The organism is Streptomyces tanashiensis (assembly GCF_014648895.1).
GTDB lineage: Bacteria > Actinomycetota > Actinomycetes > Streptomycetales > Streptomycetaceae > Streptomyces > Streptomyces tanashiensis.
This window is the reverse complement of the sequence record NZ_BMRZ01000010.1, coordinates 92,929-107,770: the sequence shown is the minus strand read 5'-3', so window position 1 is coordinate 107,770 and position 14,842 is coordinate 92,929. Positions and strand designations below refer to the sequence as shown.

The following is a 14,842-nucleotide window of genomic DNA, read 5'->3' as shown; positions in this document are numbered from 1 at the left end:
GTGTTCGGACGTCGCAAGAAGAGCGGTGCCGCCGAGGACGCGGCGAGCGAGGCCGAGCAGGTCGTCGACGCGGTGGAGGACGAGGACGGCGCCGAGGCGCCGCGCCGCGTGAACCTTCCGCCGGCGCCCCGGCCCGACGGGCCCTGGGACATCTCCGAGGTCGCCAAGCCCGACGAGGGCCGCGTGGACCTCGGCGGGATCTTCGTGCCCGGAGTCGAGGGCATGGAGCTGCGGGTGGAGGTGGCGGGCGACGCGATCGTCGCGGCCACCGTCGTCCTGCGCGACAGCGCCGTACAGCTGCAGGCCTTCGCCGCGCCCAAGAACGAGGGCATCTGGGGCGAGGTCCGCGACGAGATCGCCACCGGCATCGTCCAGCAGGGCGGTGTCATCGACGAGGTCGAGGGCCCGCTCGGCTGGGAGCTGCGTGCGCAGGTCCCGGTGCAGCTGCCGGACGGCAACCGCGGCGTGCAGCTGGTCCGCTTCGTGGGCGTCGACGGACCCCGCTGGTTCCTGCGCGGAGTGATCTCCGGGCAGGGCGCGGTCCAGCCCGAGGCGGCCGGCCTCCTGGAGCAGATCGTCCGGGACACCGTGGTCGTCCGCGGTGAGGGCCCGATGGCCCCGCGGGACCCGATCGTCCTCAAGCTGCCGAACGACGCGCAGATGGTGCCGGACGGCGTGCAGCAGGAGGAGCAGGAGAACTCCCGCTTCTCCGGTGGCATGGGCCAGCTCCAGCGCGGTCCGGAGATCTCCGAGATCCGCTGAACCCCGCCGGACCGCCCCCGGGCGGCCCGGCGTGATCGAGACAGGGCCGGTGGGCCGCTTCCCGTACGAGTGGTACGGGAAGCGGCCCACCGGCGTTTTCCACAGGTCCCGGGTCCGGCTCTGGTTTTCGGGACCGGCCGCGGACCATACTGGCGGCGCACATGTTCGAGGAGGGGGAGCACAGGGTGAGTGAGAGCAGCACCAGGTCCGCTACTGCCGTCGTCGAGAACCCGGCCGGACCGCCGATGGTCCGTGTCGAGAATCTGCGCCGCTCGTACGGCACGGGCGAGGCCGCCGTCCACGCCCTGCGCGGAGTCTCCTTCGACATCCCGCGCGGCGAGCTCGTCGCGCTCAAGGGCCGCTCGGGCTCCGGCAAGACGACCCTGCTGAACCTCGTGGGCGGCCTCGACAGCGCCGACGGGGGCCGCATCGTCATCGACGGCACCGACCTCTCCACCCTCGGCGAGAACGGCCTCCTGGAGCTGCGGCGCGACCGGATCGGCTTCATCTTCCAGTCCTTCGGACTGCTCCCGATCCTCTCCGCCGCCGAGAACGTGGGCGTGCCCCTGCGGCTGCGCAAGGCGGACCCCAAGGAGCGCGAGGAGCGGGTCGCCCTGATGCTCGGGCTCGTGGGCCTCGCCGACCACGCGAACCAGCGGCCGGGCGAGCTCTCCGGCGGCCAGCAGCAGCGCGTCGCCATCGCCCGCGCCCTGGCCAACAAGCCGGCGCTGCTGATAGCCGACGAGCCGACGGGCCAGCTGGACGCGGAGACCGGGCTCGCCGTCATGCAGCTGCTGCGCGCCGTGGTGCGCAGCGAGGGCTGCACGGCCCTGGTCGCCACGCACGACCCCCAGCTCCTGGTCCTGGCGGACCGGGTCCTGGAGCTGAGCGACGGCGAGATCATCGAGCACTGAGCCGGCCGGGTCCGGGCGGCGCGCACCAGTGGTTCGGTGCGGGCCGGCGGGAGGCGAGCGCCGCCGGGGTCCGGTGCGGGCCGGCGGGCAGGGAGCACCACAGGCGGGTGCACGCCACTGGCCGACGCCCGCCAGGGGCGCGCCGTCGGGTCCGGTGCGGGCCTGTCCGGTGCGGTGCGGGCCTGTCCGGTGCGGTGCGGGCCCGTCCGGTGCTGGCCCGTCCACGACGTGACCGCACCGGACTTCCGTACCTCCGCTCACGCCTCCGTCGGGGGCGCGGACATGACCTCGCGCACCTCGATCGGCATGTTGATCGGCGCGCCGCCCGGGCCGGGCGCCGCCGAGACCTCGGCCGCGATCTCCAGGGCCCGCTGCTGCGAGGGGACCTCGACGATCCACCAGCCGGCCAGGAACTCCTTCGTCTCGGCGAACGGGCCGTCGGTCACCACCGGGGCACCGCCCGCGTCCGCCCGGACGATCAGCGCCGTGTCCGGCATCGCCAGCCCCTGAGCGTCGACGAGCTCGCCCGCCGCCGCCAGCTTCCCGTTCGTGGCGATCATGAAGTCGATGTGTGCCCGGACCTCCTCCGGCCGCCACTCCGTGATCGAGGGGACGTCGAGCGTCCGCGAGCTGAACTGCATCAGCAGCATGTACTTCATGAAGTGCTCCTCGAGTGTGCGCCGCGGCGGCCCGGTGGCCGGCCGTCGCCCGGTGGTCGGAGCCGGGTGCCCGTTCTCGACACGGGGTCCGCCATCAGAATCACGTCAATACCGCACCGGGCCCTCTCCCCGCGTACGGAATGTCCGATTGGCTGGACGTATGGTCGTCCCATGGGACGCGGCAAGCTTCGGATCTACCTCGGCGCTGCGCCGGGCGTCGGCAAGACCTACGCGATGCTCTCCGAGGGCCACCGGCGGGTCGAGCGCGGCACGGACTGCGTGGTGGCGTTCGTGGAGCACCACGGACGGCCGCGCACGGAGGTCATGCTGCACGGCCTGGAGCAGATGCCGCGCCGCACCCTGGAGTACCGGGGGACGACCTTCACCGAGATGGACATCGACGCCGTCCTCGCCCGCCGCCCCGCGGTCGCCCTCGTCGACGAACTCGCCCACACGAACGTCCCGGGATCCCGGAACCCCAAGCGGTGGCAGGACGTCGCCGAACTCCTCGCGGCCGGCATCGACGTCGTCTCCACCGTCAACATCCAGCACCTGGAGTCCCTCGGCGACGTCGTCGAGGCCATCACCGGCGTGCGCCAGCGGGAGACAGTCCCCGACGAGGTGGTGCGCCGGGCGGACCAGATCGAGCTGGTCGACATGTCCCCGCAGGCCCTGCGCCGCCGGATGGCGCACGGCAACATCTACACCTCGGACAAGGTCGACGCGGCCCTCTCCAACTACTTCCGCCCCGGCAACCTCACCGCCCTGCGCGAGCTGGCCCTGCTCTGGACCGCCGACCGGGTCGACGAGTACCTCCAGCAGTACCGGGGCGAGCACAACATCCGCTCCACCTGGCAGGCCCGCGAGCGCATCGTCGTCGGCCTGACCGGCGGCCCCGAGGGCCGCACCCTCATACGGCGCGCCACCCGGCTCGCCGAGAAGGGCGCCGGTGGCGAGGTCCTCGCCGTCTACATCGCCCGCAGCGACGGGCTCACCGCGGCCTCCCCGAAGGAGCTGGCGGTCCAGCGCACCCTCGTCGAGGACCTCGGCGGAACGTTCCACCACGTCATCGGCGACGACATCCCCTCCGCGCTCCTGGAATTCGCCCGCGGGGTCAACGCCACCCAGATCGTCCTCGGCTCCAGCCGCCGCCGGACCTGGCAGTACATGTTCGGCCCCGGCGTCGGCCAGACCGTGGCCCGCGACTCCGGGCCCGACCTCGACGTCCACATCGTCACCCACGGCGAGGTCGCCAAGGGCCGGGGCCTGCCGGTCGCGCGCGGGGCGCGCCTCGGCCGCTCCCGGATCCTCGGCGGCTGGATCGTCGGCGTCGCGGGGCCGCTCGGCCTCGCCCTGCTCCTCACGCACGTCGACGCCGACCTCGGGCTCGCCAACGACATGCTGCTCTTCCTCGCCCTGACGGTCGCCGCGGCGCTCCTCGGCGGCTTCCTGCCCGCGCTCGCCTCGGCGGCCGTCGGCTCCCTCCTCCTCAACTGGTTCTTCACCCCGCCCCTCCACCGGCTGACCGTCGCCGACCCCCTGAACATCGTCGCCATCGCCGTCTTCTTCGGCGTCGCGATGTCGGTCGCCTCCGTGGTGGACCTGGCCGCCCGGCGCACCCACCAGGCCGCCCGACTGCGTGCCGAGTCCGAGGTGCTCTCCTATCTCGCGGGCAGTGTGCTGCGCGGCGAGACGAGCCTGGAGGCCCTCCTGGAACGGGTCCGCGAGACCTTCTCCATGGAGTCGGTGGCCCTCCTGGAGCGCACGGACGAGGTCGAGCCGTGGACACGGGCGGCGAGCGTCGGCACCCACCCGGCGGCACGGCCGGAGGACGCGGACGTGGACATGCCCGTCGGCGACCACCTGGCCCTCGCCCTGACCGGCCGGGTGCTGCCCGCCGAGGACCGGCGGGTGCTCGGCGCCTTCGCCGCCCAGGCCGCCGTCGTCCTCGACCGCCAGCGGCTCGTCGGCGAGGCCGAGGAGGCCCGGAAGCTGGCCGAGGGCAACAAGATCCGTACCTCCCTGCTCGCCGCCGTCAGCCACGATCTGCGGACCCCGCTCGCGAGCATCAAGGCCTCCGTCTCCTCCCTCCGCTCCGACGACGTCGAGTGGTCCGAGCAGGACCGGGCCGAGCTCCTGGAGGGCATCGAGGCGGGCGCCGACCGCCTCGACCACCTCGTGGGCAACCTCCTCGACATGTCCCGCCTCCAGACCGGGACCGTCACCCCCCTGATCCGTACCGTCGACCTCGACGAGGTCGTCCCCATGGCCCTCGGGGGAGTACCGGACGGCAGCGCCGAGCTCGACATCCCCGAGACACTGCCCATGGTCGAGGTCGACAAGGGCCTCCTGGAGCGGGCCGTCGCCAACATCGTGGAGAACGCCGTGAAGTACAGCCCCGGGGGCGTCCCCGTCGCCGTCGCCGCCAGCGCGCTGGGGGACCGGGTCGAGCTGCGCGTGGTGGACCGCGGCCCCGGCGTCCCCGACGAGGCCAAGGACGGCATCTTCGAGCCCTTCCAGCGCTTCGGCGACGCCCCGCGCGGCTCCGGCGTCGGCCTCGGCCTCGCGGTCGCCCGCGGCTTCGTCGAGGCCATGGGCGGGACCCTCGGCGCCGAGGACACCCCCGGCGGCGGCCTCACCATGGTGCTCACCCTGCGGGCCGCGCCGGGCGGGCCCCTGGCCACGGCCACCGACCTCCCGGCCCACGCCGTGACCTGACCGTCGTGACGTGACCGCCGTGGTCTGACCGCCGGGTCCGCAACCGCAACCGCAACCGCTCCCGTAGGCGTATCCGTACGCGTACGGACATCCGTAACCCCCGACACGACGAAGAAGGTAGGCCCCCTCCATGACCCGGGTCCTCGTGGTCGACGACGAGCCGCAGATCGTCCGCGCCCTGGTGATCAACCTCAAGGCGCGGAAGTACGAGGTCGACGCCGCGCCCGACGGCGCCACCGCCCTCCGGCTCGCCGCCGAACGCCACCCCGACGTCGTCGTCCTCGACCTCGGACTGCCCGACATGGACGGCGTCGAGGTCATCAAGGGCCTGCGCGGCTGGACGAGGGTGCCGATCCTGGTCCTCTCCGCCCGGCAGACCTCCGACGAGAAGGTCGAGGCGCTCGACGCGGGCGCCGACGACTACGTCACCAAGCCCTTCGGCATGGACGAGCTGCTCGCCCGGCTGCGCGCGGCCGTGCGCCGCGCCGAGCCGGTCGGCGGTGCCGAGGACGGCGTCGTCGTGGTCGAGACCGAGGACTTCACCGTCGACCTCGCCGCGAAGAAGGTGCACCGCGACGGGCGGGACGTCCGGCTCACCCCCACCGAGTGGCACCTCCTGGAGGTCCTCGTCCGCAACAGCGGCCGGCTCGTCAGCCAGAAGCAGCTGCTCCAGGAGGTCTGGGGACCCTCGTACGGCACGGAGACCAACTACCTGCGGGTGTACATGGCCCAGCTCCGCCGCAAGCTGGAGACCGACCCCTCCCACCCGCGCCACTTCGTCACCGAACCGGGCATGGGGTACCGCTTCGAACACTGAGGCGGGAGCCGTACGGAAGGGTGGCCCGGGGCCGCCTCCGGTGACAGCGGTGGCCGGTACGCTTTCTGTATGAGTGCTGCACCGCGTACAGAGAAGCCGGCCGGAAGGTTCCGCCGGATGCTCGACCGGCTCTCCTCCTCCCCGGAGGACCTGGAGTCGGAGGAGCTCCAGGAAGACGCCGAGGCCTCGGGGTGCACGCGTATCTGCGACTGCTCCGACCGCCAGATAGTCAAGGTGACTGGTACCTTGCGCACGGTCACGCTGCGTCCCCGGGCCGGTGTGCCCGCGCTGGAGGCCGAACTCTTCGACGGCACGGCACCGCTCGACGTCGTGTGGCTCGGACGGCGCTCCATCGTGGGCATCGAGCCGGGCCGCAAGCTGATCGCCTCCGGCCGGATCTCGATGAGCCACGGCCGGCGGGTCCTCTTCAACCCCAAATACGAGCTCCGACCGCTCGGACAGGAGTAGCCGGTGACGTCCCTCGACAAGCCGACCGCGGACCGGTCGACCCCGGACCAGGACGCCCAGGCGGACAAGGCCGTGACCGAGGCCGCGCTCTTCGAAGCCTTCGGCGGCGTGCGGGGCATGATCGAGACGGTCGTGCCCGGCCTGCTGTTCGTCACGATCTTCACGATCAACAAGAACCTCCAGGTGTCGGCGATCGCCGCGCTCGCGGTCTCGCTGGTCCTGGTGGCCGTCCGGCTGATCCGCCGGGACACCGTCAAGCACGCCTTCAGCGGGGTCTTCGGCGTCGCCTTCGGCGTGGTCTTCGCGATGATGACGGGCAACGCCAAGGACTTCTACCTGCCGGGCATGCTCTACACCCTGGGCCTCGCCCTGGCGTACATCATCACCGCGCTCGCCGGAGTGCCCCTGATCGGCCTGATCCTCGGCCCGGTCTTCAAGGAGAACCTCTCCTGGCGCACCCGTAACCCGGGCCGCAAGAAGGCGTACACGAAGGCCAGCTGGGCCTGGGGCCTGATCCTGCTCGGCAAGTGCGCGATCCTCTTCCCGATGTACTGGTGGGCCGACACCACCAAGTTCGGCTGGGTGCTCGTCGCCCTGAAGATCCCGCCGTTCCTGCTCTCGGTCTACCTCACCTGGGTGTTCCTCGCGAAGGCCCCGGCGCCGATCGACGTCTTCGCCGAGATGGAGGCCGAGGAGCGCGCCGAGAAGGAGCGCAAGGCGGCCGCCGCCGCGCAGAGCCACCCGGAGGCCTGAGCACGCGGGCCCTCGGACGGTACGCGGAAGGGCCCGGACCTGTTCGCAGGTCCGGGCCCTTCCGCGTACGCACTCCGGAGATCAGGACTCGGTGGTCTCCCGGCGGACCTGGAGGAGGTCCTCCAGCTGCTCCTCACGGGCCTGCGCGGCCACGAACAGCAGCTCGTCGCCGGCCTCCAGGGTCTCCTCGGGGCTCGGCGTCAGCACCCGCGAACCGCGGATGATCGTCACCAGCGAGGTGTCCTGCGGCCAGGCCACGTCCCCGACGGAGGTGCCGGCGACCGCCGACTCCGGCGGGAGCGTCAGCTCGACCAGGTTCGCGTCGCCGTGGCTGAAGCGGAGCAGCCGGACCAGGTCGCCGACGCTCACCGCCTCCTCGACCAGAGCCGACATCAGGCGCGGCGTCGAGACGGCCACGTCCACGCCCCAGGCCTCGTTGAACAGCCACTCGTTCTTCGGGTTGTTCACCCGGGCGACCACGCGCGGCACGCCATACTCGGTCTTGGCGAGCAGCGAGACGACCAGGTTGACCTTGTCGTCACCGGTCGCCGCGATCACCACGTTGCAGCGCTGCAGCGCCGCCTCGTCCAGCGAGGTGATCTCGCAGGCGTCGGCGAGCAGCCACTCCGCCTGCGGCACCCGCTCCACCGAGATGGCGGTCGGCGCCTTGTCGATGAGCAGGACCTCGTGGCCGTTCTCCAGGAGCTCGCCCGCGATGGACCGGCCCACCGCACCCGCGCCCGCAATAGCGACACGCATCAGTGACCGCCCTCCTCGGGACCCTCGGCGAAGGCCGCCTCGACCTTCGCGATCTCGTCCGTACGCATCATCACGTGCACCAGGTCACCTTCCTGGAGCACCGTCTGCGAGGTCGGCAGAATCGCTTCGCCCAGCCGGGTGAGGAAGGCGACACGGACGCCGGTCTCCTCCTGGAGCCGGCTCACCTTGTGGCCGATCCACGCCGGGGAGGTGTGCACCTCGGCGAGCTGCACCCCACCGCTGGGGTCGCGCCACAGCGGCTCCGCGCCCGAGGGCAGCAGTCGGCGGAGCATCTGGTCGGCGGTCCAGCGGACCGTGGCGACCGTCGGGATCCCGAGGCGCTGGTAGACCTCGGCACGCCGCGGGTCGTAGATCCGCGCCGCCACGTTCTCGATGCCGAACATCTCGCGCGCGACCCGCGCCGCGATGATGTTGGAGTTGTCGCCGCTGCTCACCGCGGCGAAGGCACCGGCCTCCTCGATCCCGGCCTCACGCAGCGTGTCCTGGTCGAATCCCACGCCCGTGACCCGCCGACCGCCGAAGCCCGAGCCCAGGCGGCGGAAAGCCGTCGGGTCCTGGTCCACGACCGCGACGGTGTGCCCCTGCTGTTCGAGGGTCTGCGCGAGAGCGGCTCCCACTCGCCCGCAGCCCATGATGACGATGTGCACGTCCCCTTACCCCGCACTCCTGATCGCCTTGCTGACCTGCGAAAACACCCTGCTCACAACTTTCCTCGCCCGATCGGCCCGGGCCGTGGCGGACGACGCCCTGACGGGTCGCCCGGTCCGAGCTTAAGCGGCAACGCTGGCGGGGACCGCATCCGAGGTGGTACTCAGGGAGATTCGGTGCGGATCGGGGGTGCCGGTGCGCGTGGCTCTTTTCGAACGCTTACGATCCTCTCCGTGTCCAAACTGACCGACGTGCCCAAACGGATCCTGATCGGGCGGGCCCTGCGCAGCGACAAGCTGGGAGAGACCCTTCTCCCGAAGCGGATCGCCCTCCCCGTCTTCGCCTCCGACCCGCTGTCCTCGGTGGCGTACGCGCCCGGCGAGGTGCTGCTCGTCCTCTCCGTCGCCGGCCTGTCGGCCTACCACTTCAGCCCGTGGATCGCGCTCGCGGTCGTCGTCCTGATGTTCACGGTGGTCGCGTCGTACCGGCAGAACGTGCACGCGTACCCGAGCGGTGGTGGCGACTACGAGGTCGCCACCACCAACCTCGGGCCGAAGGCCGGACTCACCGTCGCGAGCGCCCTGCTCGTCGACTACGTCCTGACCGTCGCCGTGTCGATCTCCTCGGGCATCGAGAACCTCGGTTCGGCGGTCCCCTTCATCGTCGAGCACAAGGTCGCCTCGGCCGTCGCCGTCATCCTGCTGCTCACCCTGATGAACCTCCGCGGGGTGAAGGAGTCGGGCAGCCTCTTCGCCATCCCGACGTACGTCTTCGTCGCCGGTGTCTTCATCATGATCGTCTGGGGCGCGTACAAGGGGATCGTCCTCGACGAGACCATGAAGGCCCCCACCGCGGACTTCGAGATCAAGGCCGAGCACCAGGGTCTGGCCGGCTTCGCGCTGGTCTTCCTGCTGCTCCGCGCGTTCTCCTCCGGCTGTGCCGCCCTCACCGGCGTCGAGGCCATCTCCAACGGTGTCCCCGCCTTCCGCAAGCCGAAGTCGAAGAACGCCGCCACCACCCTGGCCCTCATGGGCGGCCTCGCCGTCACCATGTTCTGCGGCATCATCTTCCTGGCCATGGCCACCGACGTCCGGATGGCCGAGAAGCCCGCCGAGGACCTGCTGCACAACGGCGTCCCGGTCGGCGAGGGCTACGTCCAGGACCCGGTCATCTCCCAGGTCGCGGCCGCCGTCTTCGGCGACGGGACGTTCTTCTTCATCGTCCTCGCCGCCGCCACCGCGCTCGTCCTCTTCCTGGCCGCCAACACCGCGTACAACGGCTTCCCGCTCCTCGGCTCGATCCTCGCCCAGGACCGGTACCTGCCGCGCCAGCTGCACACCCGCGGCGACCGCCTCACCTTCTCCAACGGCATCGTGCTCCTCGCCGGCGCCGCCGCCCTCCTCGTCTGGGTCTACGGAGCCGACTCCACCCGGCTCATCCAGCTCTACATCGTGGGCGTCTTCGTCTCCTTCACGCTCAGCCAGATCGGCATGGTCCGGCACTGGAACCGCCACCTGGCGACGGAGCGCGACCCGGCCAAGCGCCGCCACATGATCCGCTCCCGCGCGATCAACGCCTTCGGCGCCTTCTTCACCGGCCTCGTCCTCGTCGTCGTCCTCGCCACCAAGTTCACGCACGGCGCCTGGGTCGCCCTGCTCGGCATGGTGATCTTCTACGGGACGATGACCGCGATCCGCAGGCACTACGACTCCGTCGCCGACGAGATCGCCGCCGCTGAGGAACGCCCCGACGAGTACGTCCGCCCCTCCCGCGTCCGCTCGGTCGTCCTCGTCTCCAAGCTCCACAAGCCGACCCTGCGCGCCCTCGCCTACGCCAAGCTGCTGCACGCCCACGAGCTGGAGGCGCTCACCGTGAGCGTCGACCCCGCCGAGACCAAGGCGCTCAAGGAGGAGTGGGAGCGGCGCGGCATCAACGTCCCGCTCAAGATCCTCGACTCGCCGTACCGCGAGATCACCCGCCCGGTGATCGAGTACGTCAAGAACATCCGCCGGGAGAGCCCGCGCGACGCCGTCTCCGTCTACATCCCGGAGTACGTCGTCGGCCACTGGTACGAGCACCTGCTCCACAACCAGTCCGCACTCCGCCTCAAGGGCAGGCTGCTCTTCACCCCCGGCGTCATGGTCACCTCGGTCCCGTACCAGCTCCAGTCCTCCGAGGCCGCGAAGAAGCGGGCCAGGAAGCGCCAGGAGTGGAACGCGCCGGGCTCGGTCCGCCGCGGCCCGGTGGAGAAGCGCCAGAAGGAACCGGCGGCGAAGAACAACTAGAGCCGTCGGGCCCGCGCCCACCCGCCGGGAACCCCGGGCGCCAGGAACATCTCAAAAAGAACAACTAGACTGGTGGGCTGCCGTCCAAACGGCAGCCCACCATCGCGTCCCCTTGGAGCTTCCCCACCATGCAGAACACCCCTGTTTCGTCGTTGGTCGGGGAAGAGTACGAGGTCGAGGTCGGTCCGGTCGCGCACGGCGGCCACTGCATCGCCCGCACCGAGGCGGGCCGCGTCCTCTTCGTCCGCCACGCACTGCCCGGCGAGCGGGTCCGGGTGAAGGTCACCGAGGGCGAGGAGACCTCCCGCTTCCTGCGCGCCGACGCGATCGAGATCCTCGACGCCTCCAAGGACCGCGTCGAGGCCCCCTGCCCCTTCGCCGGCCCCGGCAGGTGCGGCGGCTGCGACTGGCAGCACGCCAAGCCCGGCGCCCAGCGCCGCCTCAAGGGCGAGGTCATCGCGGAACAGCTCCAGCGCCTGGCCGGGCTCACCCCCGAGGAGGCGGGCTGGGACGGCACCGTCATGCCGGCCGAGGGCGACAAGCTCCCGGCGGGCGAGGTCCCGCAGTGGCGCACCCGCGTCCAGTACGCCGTCGACGCCGAGGGCCACGCGGGCCTGCGCAAGCACCGCTCCCACGAGGTCGAGGTCATCGACCACTGCATGATCGCGGCCGCGGGCGTCTCGGAGCTCGGCATCGAGAAGCGCGACTGGCAGGGCATGGAGGCCATCGAGGCCATCGCGGCCTCGGGCTCGAACGACCGCCAGGTCATCCTCACCCCCCGCCCGGGCGCCCGCCTGCCCCTGGTGGAGCTGGACAAGCCCGTCTCGGTCATGCGGGTGGAAGAGAAGGACGGCGGAGTCCACCGCGTCCACGGCCGCGCCTTCGTCCGCGAGCGCGCCGACGACCGCACCTACCGCGTCGGCAGCGGCGGCTTCTGGCAGGTCCACCCGAAGGCCGCGCAGACCCTCATGCTCGCCGTCATGCAGGGCCTGACCCCCCGCAAGGGCGAGACGGCCCTCGACCTCTACTGCGGCGTCGGCCTCTTCGCGGGAGCCCTCGCCGACCGCGTCGGCGACCAGGGCGCGGTCCTCGGCATCGAGTCCGGCAAGCGCGCGGTCGAGGACGCCCGCCACAACCTGGCCGGCTTCCCGCGCGTCCGCATCGAACAGGGCAAGGTCGAGGCGGTCCTCCCGCGCACCGGCATCACCGAGGTCGACCTCATCGTCCTCGACCCGCCCCGCGCGGGCGCCGGCAAGCAGACGGTCCACCACCTGGCAGGCCTGGGCGCCCGCCGCATCGCCTACGTCGCCTGCGACCCGGCAGCCCTGGCCCGAGACCTGGCCTACTTCGCGGAACGGGGCTACAAGGTCCGGACACTGCGCGCCTTCGACCTGTTCCCGATGACGCACCACGTGGAGTGCGTGGCGATTCTGGAGCCGGTGAAGAAGGACGCGTGACCTGGGGTTTTGCTGGGGTGCTTTATGGGCGGTGTGGGCGTTACGGGCGATATCTTGACGCTGAGATGACGCTCGTGACGCTCGTTCTGATGGGGCGTCAGTCGATTGTCGGGGAGGGCCGGGCTGCGGCGCGCACCGATGAACAGACGCGCTGCGGCGAAAGCGACGGAGCACGGCGAGCGAGGCTCGTCGGCTCCGTTTCGCTCTTGTGCGCTCGATGAGGAAGCGTTGCCGACCATTGCCTGAGAAGGCAGTGCCTATCGCCTCGACGCGCGGCTAATATCCAGCTCTCAGGTACCGGCATGCGTCCGGCCTTTGGCCTGCTGCACGTCTGAAGGAGATCGGAAGCCCGGTGAGCAGTGCTCGTTCTGGTGGGCGGGTGCTGGCTGCCCACCCCGGTGACCCCAAGCGCGTCGGCCCCTACCGGATCATCGGGCGCCTCGGCTCAGGGGGCATGGGCACGGTGTTCGCCGGCCTCGACGCCGCCGGTCTGCGGGTCGCAGTCAAGGTCGTCCACCCTGCCCAGGCGGACGACGCGGAGTTCCGGGCGCGCTTCCGCCGAGAAGTCCAGCTCTCCGCCCGTGTCCAGGGCCCCTGCCTCGTACCCCTGATCGCGGCTGACGCCGAAGCACCGTCACCGTGGCTGGCCACTGCCTATGCCCCAGGGCTCACCCTCGATCGGTACATCGCCGCGCACGGGCCGCTGGCCGGTGGAACCCTCTACGCCTTTGCTACGGGCACAGCCCAGGCCCTCGCGGCCATTCACGCCGCGGGTGTCGTCCACAGGGACGTCAAGCCGCAGAACGTCATCCTGACCCCGGTCGGTCCCCGAGTCCTGGACTTCGGCATCGCCCATGCCGCCGACGGCACATCCGTGACGCGCACCGGCATTCTGACCGGCACCCCAGGATGGATCAGCCCTGAGCACTACCGCACCGGTACGACGGGTCCCGAGGGCGACATGTTCGTCTGGGGCGCCCTCGTAGCCTTCGCGGCCACCGGTCGCGCGCCCTTCGGCGGGGGAGCCCCCGACGCGGTCGCCTACCGGGTCATGTCCGAGGATCCTGATCTGCGTGGCCTTCCTGGCGAACTCCACGCCATCGTGAGCAGCGCTCTCGCCAAGGAGCCGCGGGACCGAGCCACCGCGTGGGACGCTGCCGAGACATGTGCCGTCCTCCTCGCAGCACAGGCCACACAGGTCGCGCCGACGGGTGCGGAGCCGACACTGGTGGGCGATCTCGTCGCTGCCCAGTGGGCCGTCCCCACTCTGGACGACCCGAACTGGAGACGTCCTGCCCGTTCCAGCAGACGACTCGTCGGCATCGCGGCGGTGGTGGGCACTGTCATAGGTGGCCTGGCGGGTGGAGCGCTGGCCCTGCAGCCCGACAAGATGGAGACGGCTTCGACGAGTTCCCGTCCTCCCGCCAGCGCATCCCCCAGCAAGACTGCCACCATGCCGGCTTCCGCTTCACCCGCAGCAAGCTCCCAGGCTGTGGTGGAAGCCGCGTCATCCCCTACTCCTGCGAACGCGGACGAGGCGACGATCGCCACATGGCGTGCAGTTCGTCGGGCCAAAGGAGAAGCGGAGATCGAGACCGAGGCCGCACTCGGGCACGACCTCAGCTACGGCATGGGCGAGGACTACAACTACAGCGGTCAGTACGACGTGGGCTACGCCCCGGCCCGGAGAGAGCTCTACATAGCCATCAGCGGCCCGGCCGTGGAGTCACGCGTCGTGCAGGGAGTGGCCAAGAACGCCTGCCTCACCTTGCGCATGATGGCGGACATCTACAAGTCCCTTCCGTATGACGAGTACGTCCTGGTCGACAACACCACGTCCACGGCGCCGGCGATCGTGTGGGAGGACGACTTCCGTGCCAACACCGGCTGCATCACGCAGACCATCGACCGCACTGCCGCCGACCCCGGGCAGGAGCCGAGCTGGCACCCCACCGAAGAAGGACTGGCCGCGGCCCAGATCCCCAGCGTCGACAAGCGTGAAATCAGAGTGGCAACCGAGGCGGTCCACCAGCTCTTTGTCGACTGGAACGCCAACTCCCGCCTGGTCGAAGACCCCCGCTATATCAGCGACGAGAACACCAGCATCGGCTTCGCTCCGCACGAAGGCGTGATGTACGTGTGGGCCACGAAGCCCGAGTGGGACCAGAGCACGCGAGAGGAGTGGGCAGAGGCCGCCGCCGGCGTGGCCTGCCGGACTGTTCTCGCGGAATCTCGCGCGGGGCAAGGATGGGGCTACGCACAGTACGCTATGGCGGTCCTCGACGGCGCTGGAAGTGCGGAGTTTCTTCGCTGGGGCACGGCCGGCAGCTGCACGAGCTGACCTTCCCTCGGCCCTCCATGGTTGCGTCCGGTCGAGGTCAGCCGAACGCGACGTTTGTAGAAGCCGAACGCAGGACCTTGGGCCTGTCAGCTCAGCGAGTGCACCCCGCTGGGCTGGCATTGAGGTTCGGTGAGGTTCCAATTGGGGTCTTACACGCCTTTGACGTGCCGCGCAGCTTCGCTGCAGAGTGCTGAGAAGGCACTTGGTGATGGTGGAGGGGGGCGCCTATGACCTGCGGGT

12 protein-coding genes are annotated in these 14,842 nt (G+C 70.9%); 9 read left to right on the top strand and 3 right to left on the bottom strand.

The window, feature by feature from the left end; all coding sequences use genetic code 11:
• Both IE237_RS26440 and IE237_RS26435 read left to right on the top strand, forming a co-directional pair.
• Positions 1-762 carry a DUF3710 domain-containing protein gene (locus IE237_RS26440; RefSeq protein WP_189804621.1) on the top strand — a complete coding sequence of 254 codons (762 nt, stop codon included), beginning with the start codon at positions 1-3 and terminating at the stop codon, positions 760-762.
• A gap of 245 nt (positions 763-1,007) precedes the next feature.
• Complete coding sequence (locus tag IE237_RS26435) at positions 1,008-1,676, top strand: ABC transporter ATP-binding protein (RefSeq protein WP_229842919.1); 669 nt, start codon at positions 1,008-1,010, stop codon at positions 1,674-1,676.
• A 257-nt stretch (positions 1,677-1,933) separates the two neighbouring features.
• Here IE237_RS26435 and IE237_RS26430 read toward each other — a convergent pair whose 3' ends face one another.
• The gene (locus IE237_RS26430; protein ID WP_189804619.1) at positions 1,934-2,335 is read right to left on the bottom strand and encodes a YciI family protein; all 402 of its coding nucleotides are present in this window, start codon (positions 2,333-2,335) and stop codon (positions 1,934-1,936) included.
• Between the two features lie 171 nt (positions 2,336-2,506).
• On the opposite strand from IE237_RS26430, the gene IE237_RS26425 reads away from it, so the two are divergent.
• The 4 genes from IE237_RS26425 (at position 2,507) to IE237_RS26410 (ending at position 7,091) form a co-directional block, all read left to right on the top strand.
• Positions 2,507-5,053, top strand: coding sequence for a DUF4118 domain-containing protein (locus tag IE237_RS26425; RefSeq protein ID WP_189804618.1), 2,547 nt, complete (start codon positions 2,507-2,509; stop codon positions 5,051-5,053).
• 130 nt (positions 5,054-5,183) lie between these two features.
• A complete protein-coding gene (locus IE237_RS26420; RefSeq protein ID WP_189804617.1) occupies positions 5,184-5,870 on the top strand; it encodes a response regulator in 687 nt (228 codons plus the stop codon).
• Between the two features lie 69 nt (positions 5,871-5,939).
• On the top strand, positions 5,940-6,338 hold the full coding sequence (locus tag IE237_RS26415; protein WP_073906407.1) for an OB-fold nucleic acid binding domain-containing protein: 399 nt from the start codon (positions 5,940-5,942) through the stop codon (positions 6,336-6,338).
• A 3-nt stretch (positions 6,339-6,341) separates the two neighbouring features.
• Positions 6,342-7,091 (top strand): DUF3159 domain-containing protein, encoded by a 750-nt coding sequence (locus tag IE237_RS26410; protein WP_189804616.1) that lies wholly within the window; start codon positions 6,342-6,344, stop codon positions 7,089-7,091.
• A gap of 81 nt (positions 7,092-7,172) precedes the next feature.
• On the opposite strand, the gene IE237_RS26405 is transcribed toward IE237_RS26410, so the two are convergent.
• Both IE237_RS26405 and IE237_RS26400 read right to left on the bottom strand, forming a co-directional pair.
• Positions 7,173-7,850 (bottom strand): potassium channel family protein, encoded by a 678-nt coding sequence (locus IE237_RS26405; protein WP_189804615.1) that lies wholly within the window; start codon positions 7,848-7,850, stop codon positions 7,173-7,175.
• Positions 7,850-8,518, bottom strand: coding sequence for a potassium channel family protein (locus tag IE237_RS26400; RefSeq protein WP_041131658.1), 669 nt, complete (start codon positions 8,516-8,518; stop codon positions 7,850-7,852). Before IE237_RS26400 ends, IE237_RS26405 begins: the two co-directional genes overlap by 1 nt.
• A gap of 234 nt (positions 8,519-8,752) precedes the next feature.
• Here IE237_RS26400 and IE237_RS26395 point away from each other — a divergent pair, with 234 nt between their 5' ends.
• From IE237_RS26395 to IE237_RS26385, 3 genes are all read left to right on the top strand, one after another.
• Positions 8,753-10,804: an APC family permease gene (locus IE237_RS26395; protein WP_189804614.1), complete on the top strand. Its 2,052-nt coding sequence runs from the start codon at positions 8,753-8,755 to the stop codon at positions 10,802-10,804.
• 128 nt (positions 10,805-10,932) lie between these two features.
• Positions 10,933-12,261 (top strand): class I SAM-dependent RNA methyltransferase, encoded by a 1,329-nt coding sequence (locus IE237_RS26390; protein ID WP_189804613.1) that lies wholly within the window; start codon positions 10,933-10,935, stop codon positions 12,259-12,261.
• A 352-nt stretch (positions 12,262-12,613) separates the two neighbouring features.
• Entirely contained in the window at positions 12,614-14,602 is a 1,989-nt protein-coding gene (locus tag IE237_RS26385) for a serine/threonine-protein kinase (protein ID WP_229842905.1), read from the top strand.
• Positions 14,603-14,842: the final 240 nt, after the last annotated feature.

Bases quoted from the DNA above. Each gene is read 5' to 3' on its own strand.
- IE237_RS26435 (WP_229842919.1), top strand. From the start codon at position 1,008: ATGGTCCGTGTCGAGAATCTGCGCCGCTCGTACGGCACGGGCGAGGCC.
- IE237_RS26430 (WP_189804619.1), bottom strand. From the start codon at position 2,335: ATGAAGTACATGCTGCTGATGCAGTTCAGCTCGCGGACGCTCGACGTC.
- IE237_RS26425 (WP_189804618.1), top strand. From the start codon at position 2,507: ATGGGACGCGGCAAGCTTCGGATCTACCTCGGCGCTGCGCCGGGCGTC.
- IE237_RS26420 (WP_189804617.1), top strand. From the start codon at position 5,184: ATGACCCGGGTCCTCGTGGTCGACGACGAGCCGCAGATCGTCCGCGCC.
- IE237_RS26415 (WP_073906407.1), top strand. From the start codon at position 5,940: ATGAGTGCTGCACCGCGTACAGAGAAGCCGGCCGGAAGGTTCCGCCGG.
- IE237_RS26405 (WP_189804615.1), bottom strand. From the start codon at position 7,850: ATGCGTGTCGCTATTGCGGGCGCGGGTGCGGTGGGCCGGTCCATCGCG.
- IE237_RS26390 (WP_189804613.1), top strand. From the start codon at position 10,933: ATGCAGAACACCCCTGTTTCGTCGTTGGTCGGGGAAGAGTACGAGGTC.